Below are 18,344 nucleotides of genomic sequence, written 5' to 3'. Positions count from 1 at the left end.
AACATAATCGTTTTATGATAAAATAATTCTTAAAAATAGAAAAAATTAATCATTTGTTAAAAAAAATGCATAATATATTGTAATTTATTGACGAAAGCGTAAAAGTTTTCACAAATGCATAAAATAATAGAAAAAATGCAAAAATTGATTTAATTTCATTTGTTACAAAATCTATATGGCAAAATTAAATCTGCCTATCAGAATGATATAAATATTTCAGAAAGGAGGATGCTATCAAATGATATAAGTAATTAATGTTGATAGCAAAAAATTATGAATGAACAAACTAGAATATCCTTAGAGAGAGCTGCTGAACTAAAATCAAAAATTGATGATTATATTCAGGCTAGAAAAACGATTAACAGAGGTCTTGAAAAAGAAGAAGAGATAAATAAACGAAAACAGAAAATATTAGGTATACTAAATGGAACAGAAGAAGATTGGAATAACTATAAATGGCAATTATCAAATAGAATAACAGATGTAGATACTTTATCAAAGATTATAACTCTAACTAAAAAAGAAAAAGAATATATAAAAGAGGTCGGTACTCAATTTAGATGGGCAATATCTCCATATTATTTGAGTTTGATAGACCCAGAAGATATATGTGACCCAATAAAATTACTGTCCATACCAACACATATAGAACTGGAAGATGAACAAGATGACTTAGACCCCATGGGAGAAGAGTACACTAATCCAGCTGGATGTATAACTAGAAGATACCCAGATAGATTAATAATAAATGTAACAAATGAGTGTGCTATGTACTGTAGACACTGTCAAAGAAGAAGAAATATTGGGCAACAAGATTCTCATAAGTCAAAAGCTATTATCCAAGAATCTATAGACTATATTAGAGAAAATGAAGAAATAAGAGATGTGCTAGTGACAGGAGGAGATGCTCTTACATTAAAAGATGATTATTTAGAATGGATTCTTAGTCAACTTAAAGAAATACCACATATTGATTATGTTAGATTAGGAACTAGAACTCTTGTTACAATGCCACAAAGAATCACAGATGAATTTTGTAATATGCTAAAAAAATATCATCCTATATATATAAATACGCATTTTAATCATCCAATGGAAATAACTAAAGAATCTAAGGAAGCGTGTGAAAAACTAGCAAATGCAGGAATTCCATTAGGAAATCAAGCAGTATTATTAAATGGTATAAATAATGATAAGTTTGTAATGAGATGCTTGAATCAAGAATTATTAAAAATAAGAGTAAAACCTTATTATATATTCCAAAGTAAACATGTAAAGGGAACAAAACATTTCAATACATCAGTGGATGATGGTCTTGAAATCATGGAGTATTTAAGAGGATATACATCAGGAATGGCGATACCAACATATATAGTGAATGCTCCAAAAGGAGGAGGAAAGACTCCTTTGCTTCCACAGTATCTTGTATCAAAAGGAACAGATTATGTTATGCTTAGAACATGGGAAGGTAAAGTTATAAAAATGGAAGATGAACCTGCTGTAGATATAAAGAAACTTATAAAAGAGCAGGCACAGGATTAAAAAATAGTTAAAGTGTGGAAAAAGAAACAACTTTAAAATAAAAACAAAATGGATGACAAATTTATACCAAATTTGCATCCATTTTTTATTAGTTATTTATTATTTTGTTGTTGATTAACTAATTCAAGATATCCACTTGGGTGGAAGTAATATATCTCAGAAGTATTTTCATTTATAAAGTAACCAATGTCACCATCTGCATCTGGTAAAAATACATAACCATTAAGATTTTTAGCTTTTAATGCTTCAAAGTTGCTAGCATTTCCTTGATATATGTAATCAACTTTATTGTTGTATTTTACTAAAAGTTCTTTAGCTTGTTCTTGAGTCAATTTAGTATTTTGGTTTACAGGAACATTCTTTTGAGAATCGGCATAAGAAGATTCATTTACTGGTGCAGTTAATAACAAACAAGATAAAACTAATAAAGATATAAGTGCTTTTTTCATACTAAAACCCTCTTTCGTATTTTAATTATATAAGATTCATTACTTAATAATATTGTATGTTTCCTATAATTAAATATTACCATTAAAGAGAATAATATTACAGTTACACAGCTGTAACCTTTGATTACAAAATCGTAATTAAATTATGTTTTTATTCCATTTGTATTTTATCATGTCTACGATTTACAAATTCACAGAAATATATCTTTATGACACCCATTACAGGAGCGGATAGAATCATACCAGGTATACCAAAGAATCCTCCACCAACAGTAACTGCTAGTATTGTAAAAAATGGGCTAAGACCTAGTTGTCCACCTACAATTTTTGGTTCTATAAATGTAACTTCAACTTGTTGAATTATTATTAAATAAATCAAAGAAGTTAAAGCAGTTGTTGGATTATAGAATAAATTGATTATTACAACTGGTGCCATACCTATTACTGGACCAAAATATGGAACCATATTCATGATACCCATAAGTGTACCAAATAATAGTGCATATTCAGATTTCAAAAAGTAAAGACCAATTCCAGAAAGTAATCCAACGATAAAAGAATCTAGAATTTTACCTGTAAAGTACTTACCAATATTTAAGTTCAAACTCTGGCACAATTCTATTATAAAATCTCCATATTTTTTACCTAAAGAAATGTAAATTACTTTCTTTGTAAATAGTAAGAACTTTTCTTTTTCTAATAATATATAGAAACAAATTATAAAGCCTAAAAGAAATTGTACTATAAATTTTCCTACAGAAAAAGTAGTACTGAATATCCCACCAAGTGAGCCAATAAGTAAGTTACTAAACTTAGGCATTACGCTCATAATTTTGTCACCGTATTCTTTTAATGTATTAGGGTCTACTGATTGTAAACTTTTACCTAAATCAAATAAAAACTGCTCTGTTTTATCTATATATGTAGGAACTTGAGTTACTAAATCAGCCAAACTGTTTACTATGGATGGTACTGTAAATAATATAAAAGATACTAGTATGATTATGAGTACACCATAAGTAAGGAGTAACGAATGTATTCTCTTAAAGTTTAGTTTACTTTCCAAAAGTTTTACTAGTGGATTGAATATATATGCTAGTATAAATGCTATTATAAATGGTGTTAGTAGTGACATTAATAGACTTATCACCCCAAAGAAATATTTGTAGTTATCGATAAGCTTAATCAAGATATATGAAACAACTACAGTAAATACAATATTTAAATAAATTTTTTTATCTTGCAAAATGACACAACCTTTCTTATATTTGTTAAATTTAGATATACTTAAATTTAAGTTCAAGTTAATATTTATAGCTTATTATACAATAAAAAGCAGTATTAATATAGTATGATTAATATAAAATTATAAATACATGAAAGCTTTATATTTATGATAAAAATTAAGTACATTATGTTTACTTATAACTTAAATTGAAAAAAGTGATATTTTTTATTAAAGTAAGTTTTTTGTAATATAAATTTTGAGTAAAAAGCCATCTTTCATTGTTTTTAAAAATATACATTTCATTTAATTATGACAAATAAATGTAAAATTTAAAGATTTTAGAGGTGATTTTATTTAGGTATATAATTTTAAGAGTAATGATATACAAATATACTGTATTATTATAAATATCTCTATTATAAATTGCATGATTGAACTTTAAAAATTATATACTCTGATACATTTTAGAACTATAGAAAACATATACATTAATAATAATTTTAAAAATCGAGGTGATTATAATAAATTATGAATTAATTGTAAAATATAATGGAGATATATTGAGATTAGAACAAGAATTAGGTGTATCAGTAGAGATACTTAATCCATCATATGCAATAATAACATCAAGTAATGAAGAAGATATAAATGCACTTTTAACTTATCCAGAAATTGAATTTATAGAAAAACCTTTTATATTACAAACGCAGGATGTACAAAGTTTTTCAAGTACAGGAATAACAGGTTTTAAAAATAGAACTGGCTTAACTGGAAAAGGAACTATAATTGGTATAATCGATTCGGGTATAGATTATACTCTACCTGTATTTAGAGATAGTGATGGAAGGTCTAAAATATTATATTATTGGGACCAGTCTATTCAAGGAAATCCACCAGAAGGTTTTAGAGAAGGTACATTGTATACTAATGAAGATATAAATAATGCTATAGCTGGAAATATGTATATACCGATTTCAACAACTAGTTTACATGGTACACACGTTGGAGGCATTTGTGCAACCATTGCAAGTGATGCTAGGATAATAGTGGTAAGAGTAGGGAATATACAGACAGATGTTTTTTCGAGAAGTACAGAGTTTATGAGGGCAATTAAATTCATTTTAGACAGAGCATTAGAATTAAGAATGCCTGTTACATTAAATATAAGTTATGGAAGTAATGAAGGTTCACATAGAGGAACATCCTTATTTGAACAATATATAGATGATATGTGTTTGTTTTGGAAAAACAATATAGTTATAGCAGCTGGAAATAACGCAGATAAAGGTGGTCATAAAAGGATTAGACTTCAAAATAATACTACAGAGGAAGTTGAGTTTGTAGTTGGAGAAGGAGAACGTATATTAAATGTAAACATATGGCCAGATTTTGTTGATGATTTTAGTGTACATTTAGTAAATCCATCAAATAATCAAACACAATCAATTTCTCTAACTTCAGGTGAAATAAGAAATACTTTGGGGGAAACCAGAATAACAGGTTATTTTTATCCTATAGCTCCATATTCTCTTACAAGAAGAGTTACTTTACAATTGAGTTCAAATACACAGATAACCCCTGGTTTATGGAGAATTGTATTTGAACCAATAGACATAGTAACTGGTAATGTAAACATATACTTACCAACTTCTGAAGGATTAAATAGAAATACAAGGTTTCTAATTCCTACTCAAGAACTTACTGTAACAGTTCCTGGGACAGCAAGTAGAGTTATAACAGTGGGTAGTTTCAATTCAAGAACAGACATAGTATCTATATTTTCTGGAGAAGGAGATACACAATTAGGTGTATTTAAACCAGATTTATTAGCTCCAGGTGAAAATATAATATCTTTTTTACCAGGAGGTACAAGTGGAGCATTAACTGGAACAAGTATGGCTACTCCTCATGTCACAGGAGTTTGTTCTTTGTTTATGGAATGGGGAATTGTAAATGGAAATGATTTGTTTTTGTATTCTCAGAAATTAAGAGCATTACTTTTAAGAGGGGCAAGGAGATTGAGCAATCAATCTTATCCAAATAATTCATCAGGCTTTGGATTTTTAGATTTATCAGATATAGATTTATACACTCTATCTAGTATAAATCAGGACTTAGAAGCAGAAGACCTTGAATATAGAAGTACTAAAAAGTTATTTAAAGGTGAAGAAAATAATTATAAAGCTATAGATGGTTACAATACGAACACAAAAGATGAAATTAGACAAGAGAGTTTTTATCATGAGTATATGAAGAGACAAACAGGGACTTTGGCAGGAATAAATATAATTCATACTCCTGAATTTGAAAGTGAGTTAAATGCTCTAGGTATGGGTTTTGATTTTTTTAAATTGAGTGATTCTCTAGGTATATTGCCTATAAATGCTGATGATTACAATAGTATACAAAGGATACTAGAACTTCCATCAATTATAAGGTCAGAATCAACTATAAAAATGTCTTTGCTTGGAGAGATTAATCAAGGTACTTTTGGAGGTGTAGTTGCAACAGAAGAAATAGGTGTAAATTTCTTTAAAAATAATCCAAATATTACTATAACGGGTAGAGGTACCATTATAGCAATTGCAGATACAGGAATAGACTATTTACACAGAGATTTTATTTATCCAGATGGAACTTCAAAAATACTATATTTGTGGGACCAAACAAAAGATGGAAATCCACCAGAAGGTTTTTATATTGGAACAGAATATACACGAGAAGATATAAATAGAGCTATTGCAAATAATGACCCTAGTCTATCTCAAGATGAAGTTGGTCAAGGAACTATGTTAAGTGGTATATGTGCAGGGCTTGGAAATGTAAATAGTGAATATGCAGGTATAGCAGAAGAGGCTGAACTTATAATAATAAAACTTGCTAAGATAGATGGTTTTTATAATAATGCAATGTTGTTTGCTGCATCTCAGTACGCATATAAAAAAGCTTTTGAACTTGGAAGACCAATAGTTGTAAATGTATCTTTGGGTAGTAGTAGTTTGGTTGGTTTAACTAATAGAAGTAATAGTGAAAAAGCATTTTTTACTAGAGGGCTATGTCTAATAGCAGGAGCAGGAAATGAGGGAAATACTCAAACACATACATCTGGTAGGATACCACCCACAGGTTTTGTTGATATTGAGTTGGAGTTAAATGAAGATGAAGAAGAAGTATCATTAGAACTTTGGTTAAATAAGCCAGATAAGGCAGATGTAATAATAATATCACCTTCAGGTGAGGAAAGTAAAAGTGTTGGTGTATCAAGTTATAATAGGATTACAGGTTTATTTGATTTAGAAGGAACTGAGTATTTTATAACGTATGTATATCCAACTACTTTTTCAGGTCAGCAGTTTACGAATATTACTTTGAGAAATGCTAAAAGAGGAGTATGGAAAGTTAGGTTAATTGGAGTTTATATTATAAATGGAATATACAATTTATACCTGCCAAACAGAGTGTTTTTAAAAAGTGGAACTAGATTTAGACAGGTTGATCCTTTTTATACTATAAATTATCCTGCTGTTCAGGATGATTTAATAACTGTAGGAGCCTATAATACTATTAATAATAGTTTATGGCAAAGTTCATCAAGAGGTCCAACTATTGAAGATAGATTGAAGCCAGATTTAGTAGCACCAGGAGTTAGTATAATAGCAGCTTACCCTGGAAATAGGTATGCAACCATAACAGGGACAGCAGCAGCAAGTGCACATGTATCAGGTGCAGCAGCAATGTATTTTCAATATACTTTTGTTGACGGTAGATATCCAAATCAAGCATATGTTCAAAAACTAAAAACATTTCTGCAAGCTGGAGCTAAAAAAGATTCAAATACAGTATATCCAAACACAAGCGTTGGATATGGAGCTTTGGATGTTAGAGGCATGTTTGATGTTTTAAGGTAGGAGGGTTTTATGGAAAAATCTTATTGTATAATTTATCAAGGTGATATAGAAACTGCACTTCAAGAAAATGGAATAAATAGGTATATGGTCTTAAATAGTCAGCTTGCAGTAATATATGTACCTATAGATTTTGATGAAACTATTTTAAATAATATATTGCAAGTTGCTTGGTGGGAAGAATCTGCTCCAATGAGCAGTCTAATTGATATAACTAATAATGTAGATAATGGAGAAACTATTACAACAGCAGCTGAAACTGAGTATATCTATGAAAATCCATATAATGATATAACAGGAAGAGGAATTTTATTGGCAGTTATAGATTCTGGTATAGATTATTTGCATCCTGACTTTATAAATGCCGATGGAACCAGTAAAGTTTTATATTTATGGGACCAAGAAGCAAATACAAATTCGCCTCCGGAAGGTTTTATTTTTGGAAGTGAATTTACAAGAAGTGAGTTAAATACAGCCATAAATAGAAATGATAGAAGTTTAAGTCAAGATAATATAGGAACTGGAACTTTAGCTTCCGGTATACTGGTTGGAAATGGAAGAGTAAACTCACAGTATAGAGGTATTGCTACAGAATCAGATTTAATAGTGGTGAAATTAAAATCATATATTGGTACTTATTATGCTGGAAGGATAAATTACAGTGTTTCAGATTTTTTAGCAGCTATAACATATGTTACTAATATAGCACGAACAGAAAATAAGCCTCTGATAATAAATTTGACCATTGGAGTTAAGTCAGGTGCTGTAGCAACTACCTCAATATTAGATACATTTAATATATTGAGCAGTGCTGGTGTAGTAGTAGTGAGTGGTGCAGGAAATCAAGGGAATACAGATATTCATTATTCTGGAAGTTTTAGCCGTGTAGGTGAGGTTCAAGATGTAATAATACAAGATGGAGATGACTATGCACTTGATATAACTTTAAATACGAATGGCCCAGATAAAATAGGAGCACAAATAATATCTCCTTCAGGTGAAGTCAGTCATGATATAAGATATTCTCCAGATTTTTATATATATAGAGGAAAATTTAATTTAGAAAATACTACTTATGCAATGCGATTTATTTATCCTTATATTACTTCTGGAAAAGAAAATCTGGAGATGAGATTAAGAGATATAAAGCCTGGTGTATGGACTTTAAGATTAACTTCAGAACTTGTAATCGGAGGAGGATATGACATATACTTGCCAAATAAAAACTTGATAGCTCAAGATACAAGATTTTTAGACCCTGATTCAATAGCTACGATAACTATGTATGCTGCTAGTGATGATGTAATTACAGTTGGTGCATTTAATAATAAGACTGATAGTATGTGGATTGGTTCTTCAAAAGGACCAATTAGAGGGAGAGGAATTAAGCCAGATATAGTAGCTCCAGGTGTAGATATAATATCTACATATAAAAATGGAACATATAATACATGTACAGGTACAGGAGTGAGTAGTTCTATAGTAACTGGCGTTTTAGCTTTATTAATGGAATACTTAGAAAAACAAGATAATATACCGAGATTAGCACTCTTTACGCAAGTTTTAAAAACGTATTTGATATTGGGAGCTACAAAACTTGATATATATACATATCCAAATGTATCACAGGGATATGGAATTTTAAATTTAAAAAATACAATTCAACAGATAGCAAATACTCTATAAATAAAAAATAATATAAAATTATACTTTATAAATAGTTTGATTTCATTATAAAATCTATATAGTCAAAAAATGGCATTAGAAATCAATACGAAAATTAAAAATACAGTTCTATATTATTTGTATATGAGATAAACATTTTGTATACAAATAGATATAAATTAAGTTTTAAAAACATATATTATTTATTAAAAAATCATTATAACTTTGACTTATGAATTTAATTTGAAAAATTGTTAAAACTATTACAAAATAAATAATAGAGGTGATAGTTTTGGAAAATAAAAAAGCAAGAGCATTAAAAGGTAGAGATAATAAAAGACTTAGAAGTCCACTTTTAGTTGGAAATGAGTCAACAGCAGCATGGGCTGATGTTGAAAAATTAAAACCTCATAGTAAAGTTTCAGTACCTTCACTTAAGGGTGTTGAAGAAGCAAAAGATTGGGTTGATAATGGAAGTAAGTTATAAAATTTTAAAAATTCAGTAACGAAGATGAGTATTTATTGTGATTATGTAGAGTAGTGTTGTTTTAAATAATTGAATCTAATTTGATAAACATGATACTACTCTACTTTTTTATAAATACTCATATTATAAATGGCAATCAATATCAATTATATAAACTTATTGACTAAAAATTTATAAATTGGTATAATTTTGTTAATTAGCGGAAATAATAGAAGATAAATACTGTGAAGAGAAGAGTAGATATAAAATGTAGTTTTAGCGAGTTGAGGATGGTGAAAGCTCAATACGAGGTTTATGTTGAAGAACATCTTGGAGTTTCTAATCGAAAGCTTATTTAGTAAGTAGAATTAGACGGAAGGCACCGTTATAGGCTTTAAGCATTGCTTAACTAAGAGGTCATTATGACAACTAGGGTGGTACCGCGAAAGTAATAGTCTTTCGTCCCTTTATATAGGGATGAAGGGCTTTTTTTATTGAAATTATACTTAGAAGAAAATAATACAATTATACTAGGAGGATTTAAAATGCAAAAGGAATTTATAACAGTAAAAGAATTGTACAGAGATAAAGAGCAGTACATAGGGAAAACTGTAAAAGTAGCTGGATGGATAAGGACATCTAGAGTATCTAAGAACTTTGGATTTATAGAGTTAAATGATGGAAGTTTCTTTAAAAATATGCAGATAGTATTTGATGAGAAAGTAGAAAATTTTAAAGAGGTAGGAAAATTACCAATAAGCTCATCTATACTTGTAGAGGGAGAATTGGTATCTACAGAAGGAGCTAAGCAACCAGTAGAAATACATGCAAAAAGTATAGTTGTGGAAGGAGAATCAGATAGTTCATATCCACTACAAAAGAAGAGACATACACTTGAATATTTAAGAACAATAGCACATTTAAGACCAAGAAGTAATACTTTTTCAGCTGTATTTAGAGTAAGATCAATAGCTGCATATGCAATACACAAGTTTTTCCAAGAAAGAAACTTTGTATATGCACATTCTCCAATCATCACAGGTAGTGACTGTGAAGGTGCAGGAGAAATGTTTAGAATAACAACTATGGATTTAAATGATATTCCAAAAACAGAAGATGGCAAAATAGACTATACTCAAGATTTTTTTGGAAAAGAAGCTAATTTAACGGTTAGTGGTCAATTAAATGCTGAAATAATGGCACTTTCTTTTAGAAATGTTTATACTTTTGGACCTACATTTAGAGCAGAAAATTCTTATACGGGAAGACATGCTTCAGAATTCTGGATGATAGAGCCAGAGATAGTTTTTGCAGACCTTGAAGATAACATGGAACTTGCAGAAGATATGATAAAATATGTTATAAGCTATGTTTTAGAAAATGCTCCTGAAGAAATGGAATTCTTTAATAGTTTTATAGATAAAGGATTATTAGAAAGATTAAACAAGATAGTAAATTCTGAATTTATTAGAATAACATATACTAAAGCAGTGGAGTTATTGATTGAATCAGGTCATGAATTTGAGTATCCTGTTGAGTGGGGATGTGACCTTCAAACTGAGCATGAAAGATATATAACAGAGCAAATATATAATTGTCCAGTTTTTGTTACAGATTATCCAAAAGATATAAAAGCTTTCTACATGAGAATGAATGAAGATGGAAAAACTGTTAGAGCAATGGATTTATTAGTTCCTGGAGTTGGAGAAATCGTAGGAGGTTCTCAAAGAGAAGAAAGAGAAGATGTGTTGTTAGATAGAATTCATGAAATGGGATTAAGAGAAGAAGATTATTGGTGGTACTTAGAACTTAGAAAATTTGGTACTGCTACTCACTCTGGATTTGGTCTTGGATTTGAAAGAATAATTATGTATATGACAGGTATGTCTAACATAAGAGACGTTATACCTTTCCCAAGAACTCCTAAAAATGCTGAGTTTTAATAATTATATATAATACAACCATAAAAAATAACTTGTATATTATCTAGTTTAGATATATGCAAGTTATTTTTATTGTACTTATAAATATATAATTTGATTACTTTTATTTTGCGATATTGTATAATTTTTTAGTAAAATGCAACACAAACAATAAACAAATAAAATAGATAAATATATCCAATTAAGGTATAATTAAGTTTTATATGATATAGTTATACTTGATAATTTACAATAGTAAAACTTGGAGGGCAAAAATGAGTGAAAAAAAAATAAATAATATGAATTATTCACATAATAATTATTCCAAAACGACAGGTGAACCAACTAGAAAAATAAAAAATAGTCACTTAACTCTTAAAAATAAAGAAGAAAAAATCTGTTCTAGTTGCAATAAAGAAAATAATACAAAGGATAATTACTGTAAATTTTGTGGAAATGAGCTTTATGAAATAGCATCATTAAGACCACTTGAAACAAAACTAGACTTGAAATCTAAAATAAAAGAGCTTTCATATCATGCAAATACAAGAGGAATATTTTTAACAACATTTACAACTATATTTATATTATTTATTATTGCACTGATATTTAAAGCTATTATAACTATTCAATTTAATGATATTAGTTATTTGATAAATCCAGCACATATAATCCTAGCTCTTAACTTAGGTCAAATTAGTGTATCTATGTCTACCATGATGGGCTCTGGGTTTATAAATGCTAATATAGGGTTATTGATATTACTTATAATTCCTATTTTAGGATTAATAATATCAAACTTAGTTTTTATGAGAAAAAGATGCATAGATTCAAAAACTGTATTAGCAAATTCTCTTGGAGTTGGAATTCTTTATGGATTAGTTTTAGCTATTTTATCTATTTTTACTAATGTAAAAACTAGTTCACATAGTATGTTAGAATATGGATATGCATTAGAATATAGTTATGAATTTTTTAGTGTTCTTTTAAATGGATTTGTATTAGGATTTATATGTACATACATAACTACTTATAAAAAAAGTTATGAAAAGGAAAATATGTACATGTCTCTTTTTTCAAATTCTATAAAAATATTTATATTAGGATATGTTTTAGTATTAGCAATACTATTTGTACTGACTATATCTGATAGTAGTTACTTAAATGAATTAGATATGAGTAGTTACTCAAATGGAGCGAATTTATTTACTATACTACCACAAATAGCCAGTTATATGTGGGCTTTTGCAAATGGAATTTCAGTGACTATAATAAATTCAACAGTGTCAATATTTAGTTTAGGTTCATCATCTTTATTTGGAGATACTAAATTAATGTTTTATGCAATGGGAGCTTTGTCTGTGTTAATACTATTATTAAATGGATATAAATTAAGATTTAAGTATAGTACAGATAATGTCAAGCCTGTAATAGTGTTTAGTGTGTATTATGCATTTTTAATGGGGATGTTGGCTTTGTTTAGCACCTTTATACTTGATAGTAATATTAATTTTTTTAATACAACCAGTTATGGAACAACTTTAATAATGCAATTTAAAGTATTTCAAACTATTATAATTTCATTTGTATATAGTTTTGTGATATCTTTATTAGGATATAAGCTGAACTCAGCTGATTAAATATGATTGGAGGGAACTTCTATGGAAAATAATAATAATACAGTAGATGATAAATTTTCTAAAGTTAAGAAAAGCTTTGGTAATGGAAAATTTAAAGTTGAATTATATAAAGAGAAATCCAAGTTAAATAGAGAGATTGATGATATTCAAGAAAAGAAAGCTAAGATATTCTTGGAAATGGGAATATTAACATATCAAAAAATTAGAGAAGATTCTATTGATGATGAGAGTTTTGATAAGTTATGTGATGAATTATTAGAACTTGATAAGATAATCTATGAAAAAAATATGGAAATTAATGAAATAGAAACTGCAGAGAGTAATGTAATCTGTGAATGTGGTTATGTTGGAGGTATAAATGATAAATATTGTGCTGAATGTGGTAAAAAGTTTGAGTTAGATAATGAATATGATGATTTTATAGTTTGTGGATATTGTGAAAGCGAAATAGATTCAGAGTCTGAATTTTGTCCATGTTGTGGCAGAAAAATTATAATGGATTTAGAATAATGTTGGAAAACCTATGTATTGTGTACATGGGTTTTTTTATTGAAATTATCGATATATAGTATTTATAAAAGCATCTATATGAAATGAAAATAAATACCGAAAAAATGAAATAAAATTTCTTTTGTATATAAAAAATGAGCTTATATCTGGAATAAACTGGTAAAAAAATAGAAATAAGAAAAAAATATGAAAAAATATTGCAAAGAAAAAGTTTTCATGTTATTATTAATACATAAATCAAGAAAATAAATTTCAGAAATGAGGTAATTGAAAAAATGCTAGATAAGGTAAAGGGAAGATTAATAGTATCATGCCAAGCTTTAGAAAATGAACCTCTTCATAGCCCTTTTATAATGGGTAGAATGGCTAAGGCTGCTATGGAAGGTGGAGCTGTTGGAATTAGAGCTCAAGGAGTTGAAGATATTATTGAGATAAAAAAAGTTACCGGACTTCCTGTTATAGGTATTATAAAGATAAATTATGAAGATTCAGATATATATATAACACCAACTAAAAAAGAAGTTGATGAGCTTTTGACAACAGGATGTGAAATGATAGCTTTAGATGCTACTAATAGAGTTAGACCAAATAATGAAGATTTAAAAGAAATTATAAAGTATATAAAAGAAAATGGTGTTCTAGTAATGGCAGATATTTCAAATTATGATGAAGCTATTAAAGCACAAGAATACGGTGTAGATTGCGTTTCAACTACACTATCTGGGTATACTCCATATACGAAAACATTAGAAGGTCCAGACTTTGTATTAATGGAAAGATTAGTTAAAGATTTAGAAATACCTGTAATAGCAGAAGGAAAGGTAAACACTCCTCAAGATTTAAAAAAGGTTTTTGAACTGGGAGTTCATTCATCAGTTGTAGGTTCAGCAATAACAAGACCACAATTAATAACAGAAAAATTTGTTAAAGCAATTGAAAGTAATTAAAATTTAATTTATAAATTAAAAATTTATTATATTTAACTATACTTGAAAATTAAAATTGGAGGTAAAGATATGAGAACAACAGATATGAAGGGAATTTATTCAGCATTATTAGTTTCATTTGATAAGGAAGGAAATATAAATGAAAAAGGGTTAAGACAAATAATTAGACATAATATAGATATTTGTAAAGTAGATGGTCTTTATGTAGGAGGTAGTACAGGAGAAAACTTCATGCTTTCAACTGATGAGAAGAAAAGAATCTTTGAAATAGCTAAGGATGAAGTGAAAGAAGAAATAAAATTAATAGCTCAAGTTGGTTCAGTTAATTTAAAAGAAGCAGTAGAACTTGCTAAATTTACAACTGATTTAGGATATGATGCTATAAGTGCTGTTACACCTTTTTACTATAAATTTGATTTTGAAGAAATAAAACACTATTACAACACAATAATAAATTCTGTAGATAATAGATTAATAATATACTCTATACCATTTTTAACTGGTGTTGACATGAGTTTAGACCAGTTTGGTGAATTATTTGAAAATGAAAAAATAATAGGTGTTAAGTTTACAGCAGCAGATTTCTATTTATTAGAAAGAATGAGAAAAACATTCCCAAATAAATTAATATTTGCAGGATTTGATGAAATGATGCTACCAGCTACAGTTTTAGGTGTAGACGGAGCAATTGGTTCTACATTTAATGTAAACGGTATCAGAGCTAGACAAATATTTGAATTAACTAAAAATGAAAAAATATCAGAAGCACTTGAAGTACAACATGTGACTAATGATTTAATAACAGATATATTAGGAAATGGTTTATATCAAACAATTAAATTACTACTTGAAGAACAAGGTGTCGAAGCTGGATACTGTAGACAACCTATGAAAGAAGCAACTGATGAAATGAAATCAAGAGCAAAAGAAATATACAGAAAGTATTTTTAATAAAGTGCTTTTAGTATGGGAGGATTAATCAAATGGTAGGATTTACTTGGATAGATTTTGCAATACTGGTAGTTTACTTATTGGCAGTTTTATTTGCAGGATTGTTATTTTCAAAAAAAGAGATGAAGGGAAAAGAGTTCTTTAAAGGTGATGGAACTATTCCATGGTGGGTTACATCAGTATCAATATTTGCCACATTATTAAGTCCAATATCGTTTTTATCATTAGCAGGTAATTCTTATGGTGGAACTTGGATTTTATGGTTTGCACAGTTAGGTATGTTTATAGCTATACCTTTAACAATAAAATTTTTCTTACCTCTGTATAGTAGGTTAGAAATAGATACAGCTTATGAGTATTTAGAAATGAGATATGAAAGCAAAGGTCTTAGAGTACTTGGAGCTTTAATGTTTATAATATATCAAATAGGACGTATGTCTATCATAATGTATCTTCCATCAGTGGTTCTAGCTGGCCTTACAGGAATACCTGTAAATGTATTGATAGTAGTTATGGGTGTAATAGCAATAATTTATTCATATACAGGTGGATTAAAAGCTGTTTTGTGGACCGACTTTATACAAGGTATGGTACTAATAGTAGGTGTTACAGGTACATTATTCTATTTAATAGCAAGTATAAATGGTGGTTTTGGAACGGTAATGGATACTCTTACAACTGGACACAAGTTCTTAGCTACTAATGAAGTTATGTTTGATAAAAATATACTATCTACAAGTGCCTTTATAATATTTATTGGGGCTGGCCTTAATACTTTTTCATCATATGTATCAAGCCAAGATATAGTTCAAAGGTTTACTACGACAACTGACATAAAGCAACTTAACAAAATGACATATGGAAATGGTGTTTTATCAATGGGGCTTGCAACAGTATTTTACCTAATAGGAACTTGTTTATTTATATACTATACTCAAAACCCAGATTTAGCTCAAACAGTTCAACAAGACCAAGTATTTGCATCATATATAGCTTACGAATTACCAGTAGGTATAACAGGAATATTACTTGCAGCGATATATGCAGCTTCTCAATCAACTTTGTCGACAGGGCTTAACTCAGTTGCTACAAGTTGGACTTTAGATATACAAACTATCATAACAAAAGATATAAGTATGGAAAAACAAACTAAGATAGCACAATATATATCATTAGGTGTAGGTATACTTTCTATAGTTGTTGCAATAGTCCTAGCAAATGGAGAAATAAAATCGGCATATGAATGGTTCAATAGTTTTATGGGTCTAGTTTTAGGTGTTTTAGCAGGAATATTTGTGCTTGGTGCATTTTGTAAAAAAGCAACTAAGTTGGGAGCATATGTTGGATTCATAGTCTCAGCAATTTTAGTTGTTTACCTAAAATACCGTATGCCAGAAGTAACTTCTTGGGCGTATTCTTTAATAACAATAACTACTTCTGTAGTGGTAGGTACAATATTTAGTGCAATAGAAGCTAAGGTTAAAGCAAAAGAATCTTTACCAAAAGCTGAGACTACTGTTTATTATGAAAAATAATATAAGATTTAAATGATAAATTGTCTTATAGAGTGATTATATAAATAATTTAGTTACTCTATAAGACTGTATAATAGACTTTATATATAAAAATATAAAAATAGACTTTATAATTATATAGGGAGATAGTGTTTATGATATTTGGAAATATAAATCATAGTAAGACATATTCAACATTACATGAAGATTTACTTAGATGTTTTAAATATGCTAAAGAGAATTCATTGATAGATTATGAAAAAGGTACTTATACAATAGATAGTGATGATATTTTTGTAAATATTGTAGAGTATAAAACTTGTGAAAAAGAAGAAAGATTCTGGGAAGCTCATAAGAAGTATATAGATGTTCATTTGATGCTTGACGGGTGTGAACGAATAGACATAAATTTTATAGAAAATTTAGAACAAAAAATATATGAAGAAGAGGGAGATTTTTTACCTCTTGATGGTAAAAACAATGGATATGTTGAACTTAGAAAAGGTGATTTTTTAGTTTGTTATCCAGAAGATGCTCATATGACAGCGATAAAAGTTTTAGAAAAAGAAAATATTAAAAAAGCTATTTTTAAGGTTTTGGTTAGATAATGAGAATTTATATAACCACTAGGGCTGAAAATAGTGATTTAACTTTCAGCGATTAGTGAGATTTCGTAAATTTTAGTTAGATTACTATTTTCAGCCCTAGTTTTTTATAAGATAAATTGAAAATAGTTAAAAGCTTAAAATTTTGTAAAGGAGTTAACTTATGGAAAATATAGATGTATTCTTATTAATAGGACAAAGTAATGCTAGAGGATTGGGAAATCCAAAAGAGAGCATCATTCCAAATGAAAATTGTTTTGAATATTTGAGTACTGATGAAATTATAAATATGAGATGTGAGCTAGAGACTTCAGAAGGTGATGGTACTATAGCACCTGCATTTTCAAATGAATGGAATAAGCTTACTGGTAATAAAGTTTGTTTTATTCACAATGCAAAAGATGGTTCAAGAATAAAAAATTGGAATCATGATAATAACTGGTTTCTAAATGATGCTATAGAAAAATTTAATGCAGGATGTAGTACCTTAAGTAAACATTATAATATAGAAAATAAATATGTCATTTGGATTCAAGGTGAAAGTGATGCAAAATATGGCAGTGATGCCTTGTACTATAAAGAAAGTCTAAAAAAAATTGCGTATAGACTTAAAGAAGAGTGTATGATTGACAAAATGTTTGTAAGTCTAACTGGTTATTGGCTTGGAGAAGATGAATATTTTATTAGAACAAGACGAATTGCAGCAGCACAGGAGTCTGCTTGTAATGAATGTGATGTATTGTGTGTAGGAAGCAAAATTGCTATGCAATTTCATGATAAAGGGTTAACTATTGATGATGTTCATTATACTCAAGAAGGTCTTAATATATTAGGAAAAGACTTATGTAAAAATATTTATAAATATCATACAACTAAGGAAAAAAAACTATTAAATGATACAATAGATTTATCAGAAGCTAGAAAATATATATGTGAATTGGAAAAGATAAATAAAAAATTTGTGTAATATAAGAATTTAAGTGGTGTTATCAATTTATAA

The 18,344-nt window shown here is 28.5% G+C and carries 14 protein-coding genes and 1 other annotated feature; of the genes, 12 read left to right on the top strand and 2 right to left on the bottom strand.

The features are described 5' to 3' along the window. Positions 1 to 273 precede the first annotated feature (273 nt). Positions 274 to 1,542, top strand: a complete 1,269-nt coding sequence (gene eam / locus JJC02_10765) for a glutamate 2,3-aminomutase (protein UDN53386.1) — start codon at positions 274 to 276, stop codon at positions 1,540 to 1,542. Positions 1,543 to 1,634: 92 nt separating this feature from the next. Here the strand turns inward: eam and JJC02_10760 are convergent, their stop codons facing one another. Next, a complete protein-coding gene (locus JJC02_10760) occupies positions 1,635 to 1,991 on the bottom strand; it encodes a hypothetical protein (protein UDN53385.1) in 357 nt (118 codons plus the stop codon). A 151-nt stretch (positions 1,992 to 2,142) separates the two neighbouring features. Further along, positions 2,143 to 3,237: an AI-2E family transporter gene (locus JJC02_10755; protein ID UDN53384.1), complete on the bottom strand. Its 1,095-nt coding sequence runs from the start codon at positions 3,235 to 3,237 to the stop codon at positions 2,143 to 2,145. A gap of 494 nt (positions 3,238 to 3,731) precedes the next feature. On the opposite strand from JJC02_10755, the gene JJC02_10750 reads away from it, so the two are divergent. The 11 genes from JJC02_10750 to JJC02_10700 all read left to right on the top strand — a co-directional run bounded on the left by JJC02_10750 (position 3,732) and on the right by JJC02_10700 (position 18,311). After that, the gene (locus JJC02_10750; GenBank protein UDN53383.1) at positions 3,732 to 7,127 is read left to right on the top strand and encodes a S8 family serine peptidase; all 3,396 of its coding nucleotides are present in this window, start codon (positions 3,732 to 3,734) and stop codon (positions 7,125 to 7,127) included. Positions 7,128 to 7,136: 9 nt separating this feature from the next. Then, positions 7,137 to 8,810: a S8 family peptidase gene (locus tag JJC02_10745; GenBank protein ID UDN53382.1), complete on the top strand. Its 1,674-nt coding sequence runs from the start codon at positions 7,137 to 7,139 to the stop codon at positions 8,808 to 8,810. A gap of 271 nt (positions 8,811 to 9,081) precedes the next feature. Next, complete coding sequence (locus JJC02_10740; GenBank protein UDN53381.1) at positions 9,082 to 9,276, top strand: DUF3787 domain-containing protein; 195 nt, start codon at positions 9,082 to 9,084, stop codon at positions 9,274 to 9,276. A 215-nt stretch (positions 9,277 to 9,491) separates the two neighbouring features. After that, positions 9,492 to 9,725: a binding site (T-box leader), on the top strand. Positions 9,726 to 9,800: 75 nt separating this feature from the next. Then, the gene (gene asnS, locus JJC02_10735) at positions 9,801 to 11,198 is read left to right on the top strand and encodes an asparagine--tRNA ligase (protein UDN53380.1); all 1,398 of its coding nucleotides are present in this window, start codon (positions 9,801 to 9,803) and stop codon (positions 11,196 to 11,198) included. 254 nt (positions 11,199 to 11,452) lie between these two features. Continuing rightward, positions 11,453 to 12,817 (top strand): zinc ribbon domain-containing protein, encoded by a 1,365-nt coding sequence (locus JJC02_10730; protein ID UDN53379.1) that lies wholly within the window; start codon positions 11,453 to 11,455, stop codon positions 12,815 to 12,817. Between the two features lie 21 nt (positions 12,818 to 12,838). Next, positions 12,839 to 13,327 carry a zinc ribbon domain-containing protein gene (locus JJC02_10725; protein ID UDN53378.1) on the top strand — a complete coding sequence of 163 codons (489 nt, stop codon included), beginning with the start codon at positions 12,839 to 12,841 and terminating at the stop codon, positions 13,325 to 13,327. Positions 13,328 to 13,602: 275 nt separating this feature from the next. Beyond that, complete coding sequence (locus JJC02_10720; GenBank protein ID UDN53377.1) at positions 13,603 to 14,274, top strand: N-acetylmannosamine-6-phosphate 2-epimerase; 672 nt, start codon at positions 13,603 to 13,605, stop codon at positions 14,272 to 14,274. 84 nt (positions 14,275 to 14,358) lie between these two features. After that, complete coding sequence (locus JJC02_10715) at positions 14,359 to 15,225, top strand: N-acetylneuraminate lyase (GenBank protein UDN56415.1); 867 nt, start codon at positions 14,359 to 14,361, stop codon at positions 15,223 to 15,225. Between the two features lie 32 nt (positions 15,226 to 15,257). Further along, the gene (locus JJC02_10710) at positions 15,258 to 16,760 is read left to right on the top strand and encodes a sodium:solute symporter (protein ID UDN53376.1); all 1,503 of its coding nucleotides are present in this window, start codon (positions 15,258 to 15,260) and stop codon (positions 16,758 to 16,760) included. Positions 16,761 to 16,894: 134 nt separating this feature from the next. Further along, positions 16,895 to 17,347, top strand: a complete 453-nt coding sequence (locus JJC02_10705; protein UDN53375.1) for a YhcH/YjgK/YiaL family protein — start codon at positions 16,895 to 16,897, stop codon at positions 17,345 to 17,347. Between the two features lie 160 nt (positions 17,348 to 17,507). Continuing rightward, positions 17,508 to 18,311, top strand: coding sequence for a hypothetical protein (locus tag JJC02_10700; protein UDN53374.1), 804 nt, complete (start codon positions 17,508 to 17,510; stop codon positions 18,309 to 18,311). Positions 18,312 to 18,344 lie beyond the last annotated feature (33 nt).

Origin of the sequence: Clostridioides sp. ES-S-0054-01, from assembly GCA_021561035.1 — a bacterium.
In the GTDB taxonomy this organism is placed as follows: Bacteria; Bacillota; Clostridia; order Peptostreptococcales; family Peptostreptococcaceae; genus Clostridioides.
This window is presented reverse-complemented; position numbering and strand designations above follow the sequence as displayed.